The organism is Deinococcus metalli, from assembly GCF_014201805.1.
Classification (GTDB): Bacteria; Deinococcota; Deinococci; order Deinococcales; family Deinococcaceae; genus Deinococcus; species Deinococcus metalli.
Map to the genome: position 1 here is coordinate 38,085 of NZ_JACHFK010000001.1, position 16,063 is coordinate 54,147.

A 16,063-nucleotide genomic window follows, 5' to 3' on the forward strand; every position below is an offset into this window, starting at 1 on the left:
CTGCCGGGCACGCTGCTCGCCGGAGGATCAACGATGAGGACACTGCACGCCCTGTACCGGTTCGTCCTGCCCTGGCCGCTGCGCGTGACGCTGCTGGCCGCCGTCCTGCTGGGACTGCACGCGGGCACGGCCGCCGCCCAGCCCGCCCGCACGGCGACGGCCCCTGCTTCCTTCGCGGTGTTCCCGCCGGTCGCCTCGCCGGGCGAACGCATGTGGCTGATCGGCCGCGCCCTGGATGGTACGCGCGCCGTGTGGATCGGCGGGCACGCCGCCAAGCTCAGCCCGGACCGCCCCGCGGGCTGGTACGCCTTCGACGTGCCCCGGGACGTGCCGGGCGGCCCCCAGGGCGTGAGCGTGCAGGGCCCCGCCCAGCCCGCCGGCCCCGGCGTCGGTACGCCCACCGTGACCATCGTGCCCACGCCACGTGGAGCGGACGGGGCGGCCAACGTCGTCACCGCGTACCTGCGCGCCCAGGCCCGGCCCACCTTCGCCGAGACGTACCGGGCGCGGGTGCAGCAGCTGGCCGAGGTCTGCGCCCGCGCGTGCCCCGACGACCTCACTCAGACCGTGCGGGCGCTCGCCGGCCTGAACTTCAGCGCGCTGGAACCCCTGGCTGCCCCGGCCCCCCAGGGCACGCGCGGCCCCGCCACCGCCCGGCCCGCGCTGCGCTCCGGCCTGAGCGCGTTCGCCCTCGACCCCCAGGTGCTGACGGCCGCCCGCCTCGACCGCGTGCTGCGTGCACCGGCGGCGGGCGCGCCGACCCTCGCGGCCGGCGGGCTGTGCGCGCAGCTGGGGGGCGACATCGACCTCGGGACGCTGCCGCCGGGCCGGGTGATCGCCCTGCTCACCCTGCTGCTGCCCGGTGACCTGGGCGTCGACCCGATCCTGGGCGGCTACCCCACCGCCACCGGCGCAGTTCCCTTCCAGGGCACGCCCCCGGCCACCATGCTCCACGACGCCGGCGTGCTCGGCCCGTTCCACGGCGGCGGCCGCGGCGTGACCATCCACGTGCTGGACACCGCCAGCGCCGGCGCCGACCCCTACAGCATGGCGGATGTCAACTACTACAACGAGATCTACGCCCTGCGCCCCGGCCACGGCGCGGCGGTCGGCGCGGTCGCGCAGGCGGTCGCCCCGGACGCCACGGTGGTGCTGCGCCAGGTCTGTGGTGCGGGCGCCTCCGGCTGCCGGACGCTCAACGTCGTCCGCGCGCTGTGCGAGGTGGTGCGCGACGCGCAGCGCGGCGGGAAGCACGTCGTGAACCTCAGCATGGGCGGCCCGTACCCGTCCGTGGGCCTGCGCCTCGCCCTGGACGATCTACGTGCCGCCGGCGTGCCCACCGCCGCCTCGTTCGGCAACCGCGACGACTGCCACGGCCTCGCCGTGGGCGACCGCTGCAGCCACTACCCGGCCGACTGGACGGTAGACTTCGCGCTGGCTGCCACCCCCGGCGCGCCCACCACGCTCCTCAGCGTGGCCGGGTGGGACATCGAGCACAAGGAATACGCCACGTACAACCGCACCGCCGTGGTGCCCTGGGCGCTGACCGCCCTGCCCAGCGTGCAGGTGCCGGGCGAGTTCTGGGTGCAGCTCCCCGGCATGACTGCAGCGATGCCGTACTTCGGGACGTCCTTCGCCGCGCCGGTCGTGGCGGGCATCCTGGCGAACTGGATGGAGTGCCAGCCCGGCCTGCCGGCCTTGCCCCTGCTCACCACGCCCGGCCAGAGCCCGGTCCCGGGGGCCGTGCTGAACGCGTGCCCGTGACCGCCAGCCGGCCACCGTCTCTGCCCAGATGGATAGGCGTGCTGTGAGGAGCGGGATGACGGCGGCTGAATTGGCCGTGAGATAAACGCAGCACTGTTCCTGTGCGCCAGAGGGCCTGTTCACGTTCAACGTGAACAGGCCCTCGTGGACTGACTGCTAGCCGTGGCTCGGCGCCTTAAACGCTGATCTCCGCAAACCGCGCGTTCTCCTGAATGAACGTCTTGCGCGGCCCCACCTCGACGCCCATCAGGTTCTCGAAGACTTCGTTGGCGACGATGAGGTCTTCGATGCCCACGCGCTTGAGCGCCCGCGTCTCGGGGTTCATGGTGGTGTCCCACAGCTGGTCGGCGTTCATCTCGCCCAGGCCCTTGAAGCGCTGGATCTCGTACTTCTTGCCGTCCTTGTTGGCCCGGTCGACGTGCGCCTTGAGTTCCTCGTTGGTGTACAGGTACGTGCCCTTCTTCTCGCGGCCGACCATGATGCGGTACAGCGGCGGCTGGGCGATGTACAGGTACCCGGCCTCGACGACGGGGCGCATGTAGCGGTAGAAGAAGGTGAGCAGCAGCGTGGCGATGTGCCCGCCGTCCATGTCGGCGTCGGTCATGATGATGATCTTGTGGTAGCGCAGGTTCGAGAGGTCGAAGTGCATGCGGTCGCCCGTGCCCTCGACACCTGCGCCGATGGCCGCGATCAAGGCGCGGATCTCGGCGTTCTTCAGGATCTTGTTCAGCTCGGCCTTCTCGACGTTCAGGATCTTGCCACGCAGCGGCAGGATCGCCTGGAAGCGGCGTTCGCGGCCACCCTTGGCACTGCCGCCGGCGCTGATCCCTTCCACGATGAACATCTCGGACTCGGCGGGGTCCTGGCTGGAGCAGTCGGCCAGCTTACCCGGCAGGTCGTCGTTTTCCAGCGGGTTGCTGCGGCGCACGATGTCGCGGGCCTTGCGGGCGGCCTCGCGGGCGCGGGCGGCCTCGGCGGCCTTCTCGACGATGGTCTTGCCGACCTTGGGGTTCTCCTCGAGGAACTCGGCGAACTTCTCGCCCACGACCGCGTTCACGGCGGTCTGCGCCTCGCTGTTCAGGAGCTTGACCTTGGCCTGCGATTCGAACTGAGGATCGCCCAGCTTGACGCTCACGACGCAGTAGATGCCTTCCAGCAGGTCGTCGCCGCTGGGGACGGGGTTGCCGCTCTTGACCAGGTTCTTGTCGCGGGCGTACTTGTTCAGGATCCGGGTGTACGCGGTCTTGAAGCCGGTGAGCGGCGTGCCGCCGTCGCGCGTGCGGATCATATTGGCGTAGGTCAGGATGTTGTCGCTGGCGTAGGTGTTCGCGTGGATGAACGCGACCTCGACTTCCACATCGGCGGCCTTGCCACGCATCACGATGGGCTGGTCGTAGAGCAGCTTGGTGTCGTCGGTGACCAGCGCGCGGGCGAAGTTGGCGACGCCGCCCTTCTCGAAGAAAGTCTCCTCGCGCACCTCGCCGCCGTGGAGCTGCGTGCGCTCGTCGCGGATGACGATCTTCAGGCCCGTCAGGTACGCCAGTTCGCGCAGGCGGTTGCGGATGCGGTCGTAGTTGAACTGGTTGTCGAACTCCTTGAAGATCGCGGGGTCCGGCCGGAAGCTGACCTTGGTGGCCCACTTCACGTCGCCGGGCGTGTCGCCGAGCACCTGCAGGGGCTGCACCAGCACGCCCTGCTCGAAGCGGACGTGGTGAAGCTTGCCGTGCTTGTTCACGGTGACGTCCAGGAAGGTGGACAGCGCGTTCACGACCGTGGAGCCGACGCCGTGCAGACCGCCGGAGACCTTGTACGCGCCCTGGCCGAACTTGCCGCCGGCGTGCAGCTCGCTGTAGATGACCTCGATGGCGGGGCGGCCCTTGCTCTTCATGATGTCGACGGGCACGCCGCGGCCGTCGTCGGTCACGGTGGTGCTGCCGTCGGCGTGCAGGATCACGTGGATCTCGGAGGCAAAGCCCGCGAGGCCCTCGTCGATGCCGTTGTCGATGATCTCGGTCAGCAGCTGGTGGAAGCCGTCCACGCCCGTGCCGCCTTGCACGTACATGCCGGGGCGTTTGCGCACGGCGTCCATGCCTTCCAGAACGCTGATGTCAGCGGCGGTGTAGTCGGCGCTGGGGCGGTTACCGGTGGTGATGTCCTCGACGGTGGTGTCCGGCGTGTCGGTGGTCTGTTCGTCCAGTCGGGTCATGGGACTCCTGCGGCGCGGCCCGCCAGGCGGGCGCGGTGGAAATGGGAAGGAGGGGAGTGGTGAAGCGCTCAGGCGCGTTCCAACGTTTGTCCAGTATACTACCCCGGTCGAAACTGGTCAAATAAATTACGCCCAGAACAGAATATGGTGGCGCGGCTTCGGAGCGCATAAATCCCCGCTGGGACGCACTCTTCCCGAATCCTGTGTGTCCACCCGGAGCGCTCCGCCCGGTCTGCGGCGCCGTCACCCCTCAGAATGGAGGGCGCATGCCCAGGTTCGTCGTTCTGCTCACCGCCCTCCTCGGCCTGACCGCGCCGGTCGCGCCCGCCCAGGCGGCCGACTGCGCCCTCCCCGCCGGCCCCCTGCCCACCCGCACCCGCGCGGTGTTCGTGCTCGACACCAGCGGCAGCATGCGCGGCGTGGGCGACGGTCACGCCGACATCTTCCGGCGGGTCACGGCGGCCCTGAACACCTATGTGCGCGCCACCCGGCCGGACCGCGTGGACCTCCTCACCTTCGACGCCGGGTTGCGCAGCCGCCGCACCTTCGACGCGCCCGCCGGCACCGCCCGCTGGAACGGCGCGCTCGCGGCCCTACGCGCCGATGGCCGGAACACCCACCTGTACCGCAGCGTGCGCGACGCGCTCTCCCCGCTGAGCGGCGCGGCCACATACCTGACCACGGTGTTCGTGCTCACGGACGGCATCGACAACGACCCGACGCAGGACATCACGCCCGCGCAGGCGCTCGCGGCGTTCCGGGGCCGCGGACCGCTCGACCAGTTGCACTACGTGGCGCTGGGGGCCGACATTCCCGCGGCCGCCCGGCAGGCCCTGAGCGCCAGCACCTACGCGGACGGGCGCACCCTGCCGGCGGGCACCGTGCCGGATCTGGTGCGGGTCGGCCACGGCGGCGGCCTGCTGACGGTGAAGGACGCCGCGCAGCTCCGCGTGCCCTTCGCGGCGAACGGGCCCGTCACGCTGGGCACCGGCGCGGCCGGGAGCGCGCTGCGTCTGGCGACGGCCGGACAGGACGGGACGCTGGGCCTCACGGGCACCGGGCGGGTGCCGGCCGGCACGCCCGTGCTGCTGTGCGCGGCGCCGGTGCCCAGTTCGGGTGCGGTCGCCCCACGGCCCGTGCGCGTGCTGCTGCGCCTGACGCTGCCCGGGGCGCCGGGTCTGCGCCTCCTGAATCCCGGCGCCGACCGCACCCTGGCCGCCGGAGAGGACGTCGTGCTGCGCTACCACGCCGCTGCGGGCCTGTCCCTCACCGGCGCGCGGCTTCAGGCCCTGCCCGCCGGGCTGCGCGGCGAGGTGTGGCATGAGCCCGGCTCGCGGGACGTGGCGGTGCGACTCACGAACGCGGGTCTGCCGGCGGGCCGCAGCGTCACTCCCGGCCTGCTCCTGCCGGGTGGGGGCGTCCTGCCCCTGGCGGCCGTGCAGGGGAGCGGAGGCCGCGGGCCGGCGCTGGCCCCGACCGGCACGACGGGTACGGCCCGCCGCGTGCCGGGGCGCACGGGTCCGGGACTCCACGCACTGCTGTGGGGGCTGGCGGCTGTGCTGGTGCTGGGCGCCGCGGTCGTGGCACTGCGGCGGCCCCGGCCGGGCGCGGGCGCACGGCGCCGAGCGGCGCCGCCCGTTCCGGCCGCGTTCCCGGACGTGCCCGCCGTCGAGGGCATCGAGTACAGCGAGGACCGCCTGCTGTCGCTGGTCGGCGCGGCGGGCGAGGTCACGGGCGTGTCCACGCCGCTCGACGGACCCTTTGACCTGGGGCACCTGGCGCGCGTGCCGCACCTGAGCGGTCTGCGCTTCGAGCAGCATCGCCACGGCCTGCGCTGCGTGCAGATCCCCGACGACCTGGAGGTCAGTCAGGGCACGCGGCTGCTGCGCAGCGGCGACATCGTGCAGCCGGGCACACTGCTGGGCGTGGCGGTTGCCCGGCCGGCCCGCGCGCCGGACGTGCCGCTGGGCTCGCTGTCGGGCCTGGGGCTGCCCCTCACGCTGCGCACGCAGGGCACGACCGTACACGCCGGCGGACCGTACGGCGAGCACGCCGTCACCCTGCACGCCGGCATCACGGACCTCGGGGACGCGCTGGACGCCCCGGCGCTGCGGGGGCTGCGCGTGGCCGTGACCGGCAGCAGCGTGCTGCTCGCCGAGCTGCCCGGCGCGCTGGGCCTGCGCCGCCCCGGCGAGGGGCACCCGATCACGCCCGGCACCGCGCTGACCGGCACGCTGACCCTCGACCTGCCCGGCGAGCCCGGCGCCGCGCCGCGCTGATCCGCTCCGGGCGGGCGACCCGGACAACGGGCGAACGGTCCCGGCGGCAATGCTTTAGGCTGCCGGCATGGAGTGGCTGCGGACCGTTCACGACTTCCAGATCGTCGGGTTTCCGATCCCGCTGTTTCCCACGCCGGTCGCGCTGGCGACGCTCATCCTGTTCCTGTGGAGCGTCGCGCCGGCCGTCAAGGGCCGGGTCAGCATGGGCTTCTTAGTCTGGCTGCGCGTGACGTGGGCGGCCTTCCTGGTGCCGGCGGTGATTGGCGTGATCCTCGCGCTGGGCGGCCTGAAGGTGCCCAGCGCCACGAACGCGGGCGGCGGCCTCAGCAAGTACGGCTACCCGGTCGACCCGAGCCGCGACCTGGAACACTGGATGTACGCGGCCTTCACGCTGCTGACGCTGTACGTGATCGAGGTGCTGGTCAAGGGCCGCATGATCGAGCACCGCATGGGCCTGAAGTACCTGCCGCTCGCCACGCTGTTCCTGTACGGCTGCGCGTACATGATCGGCCGGGTCGCGGTGTTTCCGGGCAGCACGCCCGGCACGTGAGCGCGCAGGCGTCCTGGCGGGCCTTCATGCAGCGGGGGCGCCCCCGTACTGTGTAGACCTGCGCTGGAAGTCCGCTCGGCCGGGCCTCATGCTCTGGTCACAGGCGAGTGATTCCCTGTTCATCCATGCTGCGACGCCTCTTCCTGCTTTCTCTGACCCTGGCGGCCATCATCGGGCCGGGCGTGTCGCTCGCCGCGACGCCTGCCCTGCGCACCGTCACCGTGAAGGCCGGCGATACCCTGCCGCGCATCGCGGCGCGCACCGGCGTCAGTGTGACCCGGCTGCGCGCCCTGAACGGCCTGCGCGGCGACGGCCTGATCCGCGGGCAGGTGCTGCACCTGGGGCCGGTGTCAGGTACGAAACCCGCCGCGCCACAGGGCGTGTACACCGTCAGGAAGGGCGACTGGCTCAGCAAGGTCGCCGCCCGCTACGGCGTGACTGTCGCCGCGCTGCGGACCGCGAACCGCCTGAAGACCACGGTCATCACGCCGGGGCAGAAGCTGATCGTGCCCGCCCGCACCCGGCCGAGCGTCACGCAGGCGCACCGCCCGGCCGCGCGCCCCACCACCGAGGTCCGGACCCTGTACACCTACGTCCGCATGGGCGTGCGCGACACGCCGGCCGCGCTGGCCGCCCGCTACCACCTCAGCGTGGACGGCCTGCGCCGCCTGAACGGCCTGGCGTCGTACAAGCACATGGTGCCCGGCAGCAAGCTGCTGGTGCCCACGCGCGTGCCGGTGCCCATTCCGCCCCGGCCGCTGCACCAGCCCGTGACCTTCAAGACCCTGCGGCCGCTGGGCGTGCCCGTGCAGATCATCACGGTGGACCTGCGTTACCGTTCCACCCTGATCGCGCCGGTGTTGCCGTCGAATCGCCTGAACTTCGGGAGCGGCGCCCGCGTGGGGCAGCTCGCGCGTAACAGCGGCGCGCAGGCGCTGATCAACGGCTCGTACTTTCACCCCCTGAGCTTCGCGCCGGCCGGCGACATCGTCATGCAGGGCCGCATGCTCACGTGGGGCCGCATTCCCATGGCGCTGGCCATCACCCCGGACAACCGCGCCACCATCCGCGCCAGCACCACCCCGCTGCTGCGTCGCCCGCTGGACACCAGCTGGGCCGGCATGGAGACCGTGATCGCCACCGGCCCGCGCCTCCTGGCGGGCGGCCGGCTCACGGTCGGGTACAGCGCCGCGTTCCGCGACCCGGCGCTGTTCGGCCGGGCCGCGCGCAGCGCCGTGGGCCTGGTCAGCAACCGCGACCTGGTGCTGGTGAGCACCCACACCCGCCTGACCACCACCGAGATGGGCAAACTGATGGCGCGCCTGGGCATCCGGGATGCGCTGCTGCTCGACGGCGGCAGCTCGGCCGGGATCGCGTGGAACGGCGCGCCGGTGCTCGAGAGCGTGCGCCGCGTCAGCTACGGCATCGGCGTGTTCACCGGCTACACCGGCCGCCGCTACGTGCGCTGACGGCGGCTGGCAGCGCCGGCGCGGGGACAGCTACTCGCCCCACAGCCACGTCGAGCCGCTCGGGGAAAGCGAGCTGACCCGGACGACCGTGTGCTCGCCGTCCAGGACGCTCAGGTACTGCCCGCGAGCGGCGTCATGGTAGACGTGCATGGTCTGGCCACGGACCGTCCATCCGAGCCCCTGCAACGTCAGACCGGCCTTCGCCAGCCGGGCGCAGACCTCGTCCACGCTGCCGGGCAGGGTGTAGCGCGCGCCCGGCTGCGCGCCGGCCAGCAGGGCGCTCACGGCCGAGTCGGGCGCCGGCGTCTGGGCGTGCCCCGGCCCCGGCAGGAGCGCGCTGCCGGCCAGCAGCGCGGCGGCGAGCCGCAGGGAGACGCGGGTCCAGGGGCGGGCAGCGGTGGTCTTCATCATGGTGGGCCTCCTGCCGCGCATGGGTGCGCCGGCACGGTCAGGGTGCCCTGGGCCCCGTGACCGGGCGTTGACCGCAGCGTGACCGGCGTCCGGGGTGCCGGGGTAGCATGCGCGGATGATGTCCGAGATCCTCCCGCCGGCCCGGGGTGCCGCGTGAAGCCCGAGCAGGTGCAGGCCCAGATCACGCGCGTGCTGACCAGCGCCATCGCGGAGTTGCGCGATCCGCGTGTGCCGATGATCGTGACCGTGGAGCGCGTGACCGTGACCGCCGACTACGGCCTGGCCCGCGTGTACGTGAGCGCCATGACCGGCGACCTGCCGGAGCTGCTCGACGCCCTGAACCATGCGCGCGGGCACCTGCAGCGCCAGGTGGCCGAGCACGTCCGCATGCGCCGCACGCCCACCCTGGAATTCCACGCGGCCAGCGAGGCCCGCTGGTGACGGTGCCCACCAAAGAGGCCCGCAGCGTCCTGGCCGTGCGCTACGCCGAGACGGACATGATGGGTGTGGTGCACCACGCCACCTACCCGGTGTGGTTCGAGGTGGGCCGCACGGACCTAATGCTCGCGCTGGGGCTGCCGTACGCCGAGATCGAGGCGCGCGGGTACTACCTGATGCTCTCGGGCCTGAACGTCGAGTACCGCCGCGCCGCGAAGTACGGCGACACCGTGACGGTCGTGACCCGCGTGGCGCAGCTGCGCAGCCGCACCCTGGCCTTCACGTATACGGTGGAGCGCGGCGGGGAGCTGCTCGCCACCGGCGAGACCCGGCACATCGCCACCGACCGCGCGTACCGTCCCGCGCGGCTGCCGGACGATGTGCTCACCGCACTGGGCGCCGGAGCGCCGTGACGCACGCTAGACTGCCCGGCACATGAGCCACCTGTCGCGCACCCTGCCGATCAAGCGCGCCGCGCACGTCTACCTCGTCCGCGAGGGTCAGCTGCTGCTGGTCGAGGAACGCATGGACGACGGCAGCATCTTCTATGGCCTGCCCGGCGGCAAGGCCAACGCCGGCGAGACGCTAGGCGACGCCGCCGTGAGACAGGTGCTGCACGAGACCGGCCTGAACGTCACCGACCTGGCCTTCGTGAGCCTGCTGGAGGGCGAGTTGCTGACCGGCACCCGCAACGAGTGCTACGCGACCTTCGCGCGCTTCACGGCGGACTTCAGCGGCGAACTGTCCCCCACGGACCCGGAGGTCGTGGGCCTGAAGTGGGTGCCCTTCGAGCAGGTCGAGGCGCTGGTGCGCTACGGCCCGCCGCCCGAGGTCGAGGAGCGCAATCCGCTGATCTGGGTGCCCACCCGCGACTTCCTGCGCGGCCAGCCGCGCGCGTACTACCCGATCTGACGTGACCCGGCGCCGGTGGGGGCAGCGGTCCGGTCTGGTCGCCGGGGTGCTGCTCTGGGCCGGCGCGGCCAGCGGTCAGGTGGTGCCGGCGCTGCCACCGGGCCAGCCGCCCCGCGCCGTGACCGTGCCGCCCGCCGAACCCATCGGCGACAGCATCTATCCGCACCTAGGGCAGAAGGGCCTGGACGTCCTGCACTACGACGTCACGCTGTATATCGATCAGCCGGGCACGCGGGGCCTGCGCGGCGTGGCGGTGCTCACGCTGACCGGCACGCGCCCGCTGAACGTGGTGAGCGTGGACCTGCTGGGGCCGACGGTGCAGGACGTGCGCTGGAACGGGCAGCCGGCGGTGTGGCAGCAGGACGTGGCCGCCGCCAAGCTGCGCGTGACGCTCCCGGCGCCGCTGCCGGCCGGGCAGCGCGCGCAGCTCACGGTCACGTACGCGGGGCCGGCGGGCACGCTGGTCGATCCGGAACTGGGCCTGGATCTCGGCTGGGTGCCGGTGCAGGACGCTGCCGGGCGGCCCGTGTCGAGCTACACCCTCAGCGAGCCGGACGGCACGCGCACCTTCCTGCCGGTGAACGACCACCCGTCGGACCCCGCCACCTTCACCGTGCACGTGACCGTGCCGCCGGGTGTGGTGGTTGCGGCCAGCGGCGTGGGCGGCGCGGCGCGGGAGGTGGCCGGAGGCCGTGAGTTCACCTTCGAGCAGCGGCAGCCGATTCCCACCTACGCGCTGGCCGTGCAGGTCGGGCCGCTGGAACGGGTGGACGGCCCGGCCGTGCCCGCCACCGGTCCCGAGGGCGGGCCGGTGCAGCGCCGCGATTACTTCCCGCCGGACACCAGCGACGCCGTGCGCGCGCCCTACGCGCAGGTGGGGGAGATGCTGCGCGTGCTGTCGGGCTGGTTCGGGCCGTTTCCCTTCCCGGTGTACGGCGCGGCCGTGATCACGCCGCGGGTGCCGGCGCTGGAGACCGCCACGCTCCTGACCATGCCGGTGTCGTCGAGCAGCGAGCGGGTGATCGTGCACGAGGGCGCGCACCAGTGGTTCGGGGACACGGTCGTGCTGGGCGACTGGGCCGACGTGTGGCTGAACGAGGGTTTCGCCACCTACGCGGAGCTGCTGTGGCTGGAATCGCGCGGCGACGACCCGGGGCGGATCGCGGCCACGTGGTACGACCGCCTGCGCGCTCAGCCCACCCGGCCGCTGGTCGCCACCACCGAGCCGCAGCTGTTCGACGCGAGCGCGTACCTGCGCGGCGCGCTCGCCCTGCACGCCCTGCGCGCCGCTGTGGGCGACGCCGCGTTCCGGACCTTTCTGCGGGGCTATGTGCAGGACCACAGCCGCCGGCCCGTGCGAACGGCCGACCTGCTCGCCTCCGCACAGCGCACGCTGGGGCCGGTCGCCCGGACAGTGCTGGGCGTGTGGGTGGAGTCGCCCACGCTGCCGCCCCTGCCAGCGTGGCACCGGCTTCCCTGAGGGCGTCCACACTCCGGGGCAGGCAATGAACAGACCGCACGGAACGCCACGGGGTCAAGCTCGACCGCAAACGCTCCATAAAGGTGACTAGGGTTACAGCTCACGGAGGCCGGTGGTACGCTCGGCGCATGTGGCCATTCGGAAAGAGCACGGCAGACCGCGTCAAGGACGCACTGAACGAGCAGCCCCGCCTGAAGGACCTGGGCCTTCAGGTCAGCGAGCACGGTGGTGACGTGAGCATCACCGGGATGGTGCCCAACGAGCGCTACATCACCCTGGTCCGGGTGGTGGCCGAGGGCATCAACGGCGTGAAGACCGTGGACACCAGCGGCGTGAGCTTCGAGCAGGAGGCGGCCGCCCCCGCCGCGCCCGCTCCCGCCACCCCCGCGCCGGACGTGGAGGCGCCCGCCACCGAGATCGCGCCGACCATGCCCGCCACCGTCAGCACCGGCAACATGAACGCCCGCCCCAGCGCCGCTCCGGCCAGTCCCCAGATCAGCGACAGCGAGATCAAGGAACTCGAGGACTCCAGCAAGGTCGCCAAGGCAGTCCTGCACGCGATCCGCGGCAACGGCGAGCTGTCGGACGACCCCATCGACGTGCTCCAGAGCGGCAAATCGGTGATCCTGCGCGGCGTGGTGGACAACGACCATGAACTGCGGCTGCTGGAGCAGACCGCCCGGGGCGTCAGCGGCGTGGCCGGTGTGGACCTCAGCGGCGTGAAGGTCGCCCAGGGCGCCAAGGAACTCGCCAAGGAGAAGGACACGACCAGCGGCGACACGGTGTACACCGTCAAGCCCGGCGACAGCCTGAGCGCCATTGCCCAGAAGTACTACGGCGACGCGATGGAATACAAGAAGATTGCCCACTACAACAACATCAGCAACCCCGACCTGATCCACCCCGGCGACAAGCTGCGTATTCCCGGCTGACCCGGCACGCCGTGGTGAAGCGCGCTGCGTCTTTGGGCGGACGCAGCGCGTTGCTCACGTCCTTATCCTGCGGCGCATGATGGTGCGGATGGACGGCGGCGCGGCGAGCACCGACCCGGACCGGCGGAACTCTCTGCTGGCCGAGTGGCGCTCGCCCCGCACGTGGCGCACCGCCCTGTACCTGCTGGTGGCGCTGCCGGCCGGTCTGCTCGTCTCCACGCTGCTGGTCGGCAGCGTGATCGGCGGGCTGCTCACGCTGCCGCTGCTGGTGGGGGCGGGCGTGCTGCTGGGCGCGCTGTGGCTGGTGGGCCTGCTGGGCGACCTGCACCGCGTGCTGGCCGGACTGCTGGACATCCACTTCGCACGGCCGCTGGCGCCGGTGTCCGGCGGGCTGCTGTCGTGGCTGCGCGCCACCCTGGCCGACCCGGTCACGTACCGCACGCTGCTGTTCCAGCTGATCCAGCCGCCGCTGATCGTGCTGTGCTGGGTGGTGCTGGGCCTGCTGCTGACGGTCGCGGCGCTGGGGGCGGCGTCGCCGCTGTGGCTGCTGGACCCGGCGGCGTGGCCGGTGGTGTGGGGCGACCGGACGGTCACGCCCAGTGTGAGTGCGGTCGTGGGCCTGGAGTTCCTCGCGCTGGGCAGCGTGATCGTCCTGGGGGGCGTGATCGACCTGTTCGGCCGGATGTGGACGCGTCTGGCCGTGGCCCTGCTGGCCCGCGATCCCGGCGCCGAGGCCGCCCGGCGCGAGGTGGTCGCGCTGCGCCGCGCCGCCGGCCGGGTGGCGCTGGGCGACGACCTGCACGCCACGCTGCTCGACCTGACCGCCCAGGCCAGGGACGCCAGCACCGCCGACGCGGTGATCCTGCTGGGGCGCGACGGCACGCTGCTGGCCGGCAGCGGCGCGTGGCCGGACGCGCTGCTGGGCCTGCCGGACCGCCTGCCCGGTCCCGGCGCGGCCGACGTGCGCCGCGCGCCGGACGGCACGCTGCTCGCCACCCTGCCGGTCACGTTGCCGGCCGCGGCCGGTGGCCCGGAGGGCGGGGTGCTGCGCGCCCGCTACGCGCAGGGTGTGCGGCCCGGCGGTGACGAACTGGCTTTCCTGCTGTCCATCGCGGACCACGCGGGCACGGCGCTGCACGCCGCGCACCTGATCGCGCGGGCGGGCGCGCGGGCCGGCGAGCAGGAACGCGCCCGGCTGGCCCGCGAACTGCACGACAGCGTCGCGCAGGCGCTGTACGGCATCACGCTCGGTGCCAAGACGGCGCGCGCGACCCTGGAGACCGACGCGGCCCGCACCCGCCAGAGCTTGGAGTACACCATCCGGCTCGCGGAGGGCGGCGTGTCCGAGATGAAGGCGCTGCTGTTCAGCCTGCGCCCGGACGCGCTGGAGGAGGGCGGGCTGGTCGCCGCGCTGCGCCAGCACGCGCACGCGCTGGAGACCCGGCACGGCCTGACCGTGCACGCGGACCTGCGCGCCGAGCCGCCCCTGACTCCTGAGGCCCAGGCCGCCGCGTACCGCGTGGCGCAGGAGGCGATGCACAACGTCGTGAAGCACGCCCGCGCGGCCCAGGTGTGGCTGGACGTGCAGGTTGTGCCGGCGCCGGCGGGCGCGGCGCAGGTGGTGCTGAGCGTGCGCGACGACGGGCGCGGCTTCGATCCGCAGCTGCTTTCGCCGGGCACGCTGGGGCAGCGCAGCATGCGCGAACGGGCGGCCGGAGTGGGCGGCACGCTGGAGGTCCGCAGCACGCCCGGCCAGGGCACCACTGTGGTCCTGCGGCTGCCGGCCACCGTGCGCGCTGTGCCGGAGGTGAGCGCGTGACCGCGTCGCCGCCCGCCCGACCCCTGCCGCCGGTGCTGGGCCGCATGGCGGTGGGCCTGCTGGTCGCCGGGGCGGGCGCGCTGGTCGCGTGGCAGGGCGTGGGCTTCAGTCCCACGCCGGGCATGGCCGCCCTGAGCACCCCGCTGAGCGTGCCGCTCGACGACCCCCGCCCGGCCGCGTCCGCCAGCGTGCACCTGCGCGGCGACCGCGTGGACGTGAGCGTGAATGCGCTGGACGCCGGCAGTCCGTGGCTGCTGCGCGGCTCGGCGCTGCACCGGGGCCGCAACCCGGTCACGCTCGAGACGCAGCGCGACGGCGACCGGCTCAACGCCTCCGTGGCCCTGCGCGTGCAGAACATCGACCGCGGCGGCGTGATCGTGAGCGGCCCGGAACCGCTGCAGCACCACATCGCGCTGGCCCTGTCGCGCGACCTGCCGCTGTCGCTGGCGGCGCAGACCAGCAGCGGTGACCAGAGTCTCGACCTGACGACGCTGCGCATCCGCGCCCTGAGCGTGCGCACCGGCAGCGGCGGCCAGCAGCTCACCCTGCCCGCACGGGCCGCCGGGCCGCTCTCGCTGGTCAGCGCCAGCGGCGACGTCACGGTGCGGGCGCCCACCGGCGCGAGTCCGGAAGCGCTGCGGGTGAACACCCAGAGCGGCGAGCTGAGCCTGGACCTCGCGGGCGCCCGCACCCTGGCGCTGGGGGCCGGCGCGCTCAGCGGGGACGTGCGCCTGACGCTGCCGGTGTCGTTCGCGCGCGGCACCGTCACCACGTCCAGCGGCGACGTGACCATCACGGCGCCCGCCACCCTGCGCTCCGGGAACCTCGACGTCCGGACCCAGAGCGGCAACGTGACCCTGCGCGTGCCGTCCGCGCTGCGCGTGCGGGTGCGCTTCACGGACCGCGATACCGTGATCCTGCCCCCTGGCACGCCCCCCGCCACCGCGCCGCAACTCGACGTGTTCGTGGACTCGGGCGGCGAGGTGCGGGTGCAGCGCCCGGACGGCACAGACGTGCCCCTGCCCGGCGCCGCGCCGACGCTGCCGCCCCCCGCGCCCCCGACCACCCCCGTGCCGCCGCTCAGCGCCGAGCCGACCACTTCCGAGGAGACGCCATGACCACTTCCCCCCCTTCCCCCGCGGTGCGCGTGCTGCTCGTCGACGACCACGCGGTCGTCCGTCAGGGCCTGCGCCTGTTCCTGGGCCTCGACCCGCAGATCGAGGTGGTCGGTGAGGCCGCCAACGGCGAGGAGGCGCTCGCGGAGGCCGACGCCCTGATCCCGGACGTGATCGTGATGGACCTGATGATGCCTGTGATGGACGGCATCACCGCCACCCGTGCGCTGCGAAAGCGCCTGCCCGACACCGAGATCATCGCCCTGACCTCCACCCTGGAGGAGCACAAGGTGAACGGGGCGATCGAGGCGGGCGCGATCAGCTACATGCTCAAGGACGCGAGTTCCGACACCCTCGCGGACGCCATCCACGCGGCGGCGCGCGGCGAGGTGCGGCTGCACCCGGAAGCCGCCAAGCGCCTGGTGCGCGACTTCCGCGGCGGCGAGATGCGCGAGACCCTGACGCCCAAGGAGACCATCGTGCTGCAACTCATCGCGCACGGGTACTCCAACCGCGACATCGCCGCGGACCAGGGCGTGTCCGAGGCGACCGTGAAGACCCACGTGAGCCGCCTGCTGGGCAAGCTGGGGCTGGACAGCCGCACCCAGGCGGCGCTGTACGCCCTCAAGCAGGGCATCGCCAGCCTGGACGGCGTGGAGCTGTAGCACTGCAGGCGGGCTGTCCGCTA

The 16,063-nt window shown here is 73.0% G+C and carries 14 protein-coding genes; 12 read left to right on the forward strand and 2 right to left on the reverse strand.

Annotated elements, in window-relative coordinates; all coding sequences use genetic code 11:
- Positions 1-33: 33 nt before the first annotated feature.
- Positions 34-1,764 carry a S8 family serine peptidase gene (locus tag HNQ07_RS00215; protein WP_184108693.1) on the forward strand — a complete coding sequence of 577 codons (1,731 nt, stop codon included), beginning with the start codon at positions 34-36 and terminating at the stop codon, positions 1,762-1,764.
- 175 nt (positions 1,765-1,939) lie between these two features.
- On the opposite strand, the gene HNQ07_RS00220 is transcribed toward HNQ07_RS00215, so the two are convergent.
- Entirely contained in the window at positions 1,940-3,970 is a 2,031-nt protein-coding gene (locus HNQ07_RS00220; protein WP_184108695.1) for a DNA gyrase subunit B, read from the reverse strand.
- Between the two features lie 266 nt (positions 3,971-4,236).
- Here HNQ07_RS00220 and HNQ07_RS00225 point away from each other — a divergent pair, with 266 nt between their 5' ends.
- The 3 genes from HNQ07_RS00225 (at position 4,237) to HNQ07_RS00235 (ending at position 8,268) form a co-directional block, all read left to right on the forward strand.
- Positions 4,237-6,249: a vWA domain-containing protein gene (locus tag HNQ07_RS00225; RefSeq protein WP_184108697.1), complete on the forward strand. Its 2,013-nt coding sequence runs from the start codon at positions 4,237-4,239 to the stop codon at positions 6,247-6,249.
- Between the two features lie 67 nt (positions 6,250-6,316).
- Positions 6,317-6,799 (forward strand): hypothetical protein, encoded by a 483-nt coding sequence (locus HNQ07_RS00230; protein WP_184108699.1) that lies wholly within the window; start codon positions 6,317-6,319, stop codon positions 6,797-6,799.
- A gap of 125 nt (positions 6,800-6,924) precedes the next feature.
- Entirely contained in the window at positions 6,925-8,268 is a 1,344-nt protein-coding gene (locus tag HNQ07_RS00235; RefSeq protein WP_184108701.1) for a LysM peptidoglycan-binding domain-containing protein, read from the forward strand.
- A 30-nt stretch (positions 8,269-8,298) separates the two neighbouring features.
- Here HNQ07_RS00235 and HNQ07_RS00240 read toward each other — a convergent pair whose 3' ends face one another.
- Positions 8,299-8,679, reverse strand: a complete 381-nt coding sequence (locus HNQ07_RS00240; RefSeq protein WP_184108703.1) for a hypothetical protein — start codon at positions 8,677-8,679, stop codon at positions 8,299-8,301.
- Between the two features lie 153 nt (positions 8,680-8,832).
- Here HNQ07_RS00240 and rbfA point away from each other — a divergent pair, with 153 nt between their 5' ends.
- The 8 genes from rbfA (at position 8,833) to HNQ07_RS00280 (ending at position 16,040) form a co-directional block, all read left to right on the forward strand.
- On the forward strand, positions 8,833-9,120 hold the full coding sequence (gene rbfA / locus HNQ07_RS00245; RefSeq protein ID WP_184108705.1) for a 30S ribosome-binding factor RbfA: 288 nt from the start codon (positions 8,833-8,835) through the stop codon (positions 9,118-9,120).
- A gap of 56 nt (positions 9,121-9,176) precedes the next feature.
- Positions 9,177-9,530 (forward strand): acyl-CoA thioesterase, encoded by a 354-nt coding sequence (locus HNQ07_RS00250; protein WP_373297952.1) that lies wholly within the window; start codon positions 9,177-9,179, stop codon positions 9,528-9,530.
- Positions 9,531-9,552: 22 nt separating this feature from the next.
- On the forward strand, positions 9,553-10,029 hold the full coding sequence (locus tag HNQ07_RS00255; protein ID WP_184108707.1) for an NUDIX domain-containing protein: 477 nt from the start codon (positions 9,553-9,555) through the stop codon (positions 10,027-10,029).
- A gap of 1 nt (position 10,030) precedes the next feature.
- Positions 10,031-11,509, forward strand: a complete 1,479-nt coding sequence (locus HNQ07_RS00260) for a M1 family metallopeptidase (protein ID WP_229831820.1) — start codon at positions 10,031-10,033, stop codon at positions 11,507-11,509.
- 128 nt (positions 11,510-11,637) lie between these two features.
- The gene (locus tag HNQ07_RS00265; RefSeq protein WP_184108709.1) at positions 11,638-12,441 is read left to right on the forward strand and encodes a BON domain-containing protein; all 804 of its coding nucleotides are present in this window, start codon (positions 11,638-11,640) and stop codon (positions 12,439-12,441) included.
- 76 nt (positions 12,442-12,517) lie between these two features.
- The gene (locus HNQ07_RS00270) at positions 12,518-14,260 is read left to right on the forward strand and encodes a sensor histidine kinase (RefSeq protein ID WP_229831819.1); all 1,743 of its coding nucleotides are present in this window, start codon (positions 12,518-12,520) and stop codon (positions 14,258-14,260) included.
- Positions 14,257-15,378 carry a DUF4097 family beta strand repeat-containing protein gene (locus HNQ07_RS00275; protein ID WP_229831818.1) on the forward strand — a complete coding sequence of 374 codons (1,122 nt, stop codon included), beginning with the start codon at positions 14,257-14,259 and terminating at the stop codon, positions 15,376-15,378. The genes HNQ07_RS00270 and HNQ07_RS00275 overlap by 4 nt, the downstream gene beginning before the upstream one ends.
- The gene (locus HNQ07_RS00280) at positions 15,375-16,040 is read left to right on the forward strand and encodes a response regulator (protein ID WP_184108711.1); all 666 of its coding nucleotides are present in this window, start codon (positions 15,375-15,377) and stop codon (positions 16,038-16,040) included. The genes HNQ07_RS00275 and HNQ07_RS00280 overlap by 4 nt, the downstream gene beginning before the upstream one ends.
- Positions 16,041-16,063: the final 23 nt, after the last annotated feature.

Bases quoted from the DNA above. Each gene is read 5' to 3' on its own strand.
- HNQ07_RS00215 (WP_184108693.1), top strand. From the start codon at position 34: ATGAGGACACTGCACGCCCTGTACCGGTTCGTCCTGCCCTGGCCGCTG.
- HNQ07_RS00220 (WP_184108695.1), bottom strand. From the start codon at position 3,970: ATGACCCGACTGGACGAACAGACCACCGACACGCCGGACACCACCGTC.
- HNQ07_RS00225 (WP_184108697.1), top strand. From the start codon at position 4,237: ATGCCCAGGTTCGTCGTTCTGCTCACCGCCCTCCTCGGCCTGACCGCG.
- HNQ07_RS00230 (WP_184108699.1), top strand. From the start codon at position 6,317: ATGGAGTGGCTGCGGACCGTTCACGACTTCCAGATCGTCGGGTTTCCG.
- HNQ07_RS00235 (WP_184108701.1), top strand. From the start codon at position 6,925: ATGCTGCGACGCCTCTTCCTGCTTTCTCTGACCCTGGCGGCCATCATC.
- HNQ07_RS00240 (WP_184108703.1), bottom strand. From the start codon at position 8,679: ATGATGAAGACCACCGCTGCCCGCCCCTGGACCCGCGTCTCCCTGCGG.
- HNQ07_RS00250 (WP_373297952.1), top strand. From the start codon at position 9,177: ATGATGGGTGTGGTGCACCACGCCACCTACCCGGTGTGGTTCGAGGTG.
- HNQ07_RS00255 (WP_184108707.1), top strand. From the start codon at position 9,553: ATGAGCCACCTGTCGCGCACCCTGCCGATCAAGCGCGCCGCGCACGTC.
- HNQ07_RS00265 (WP_184108709.1), top strand. From the start codon at position 11,638: ATGTGGCCATTCGGAAAGAGCACGGCAGACCGCGTCAAGGACGCACTG.
- HNQ07_RS00270 (WP_229831819.1), top strand. From the start codon at position 12,518: ATGATGGTGCGGATGGACGGCGGCGCGGCGAGCACCGACCCGGACCGG.
- HNQ07_RS00280 (WP_184108711.1), top strand. From the start codon at position 15,375: ATGACCACTTCCCCCCCTTCCCCCGCGGTGCGCGTGCTGCTCGTCGAC.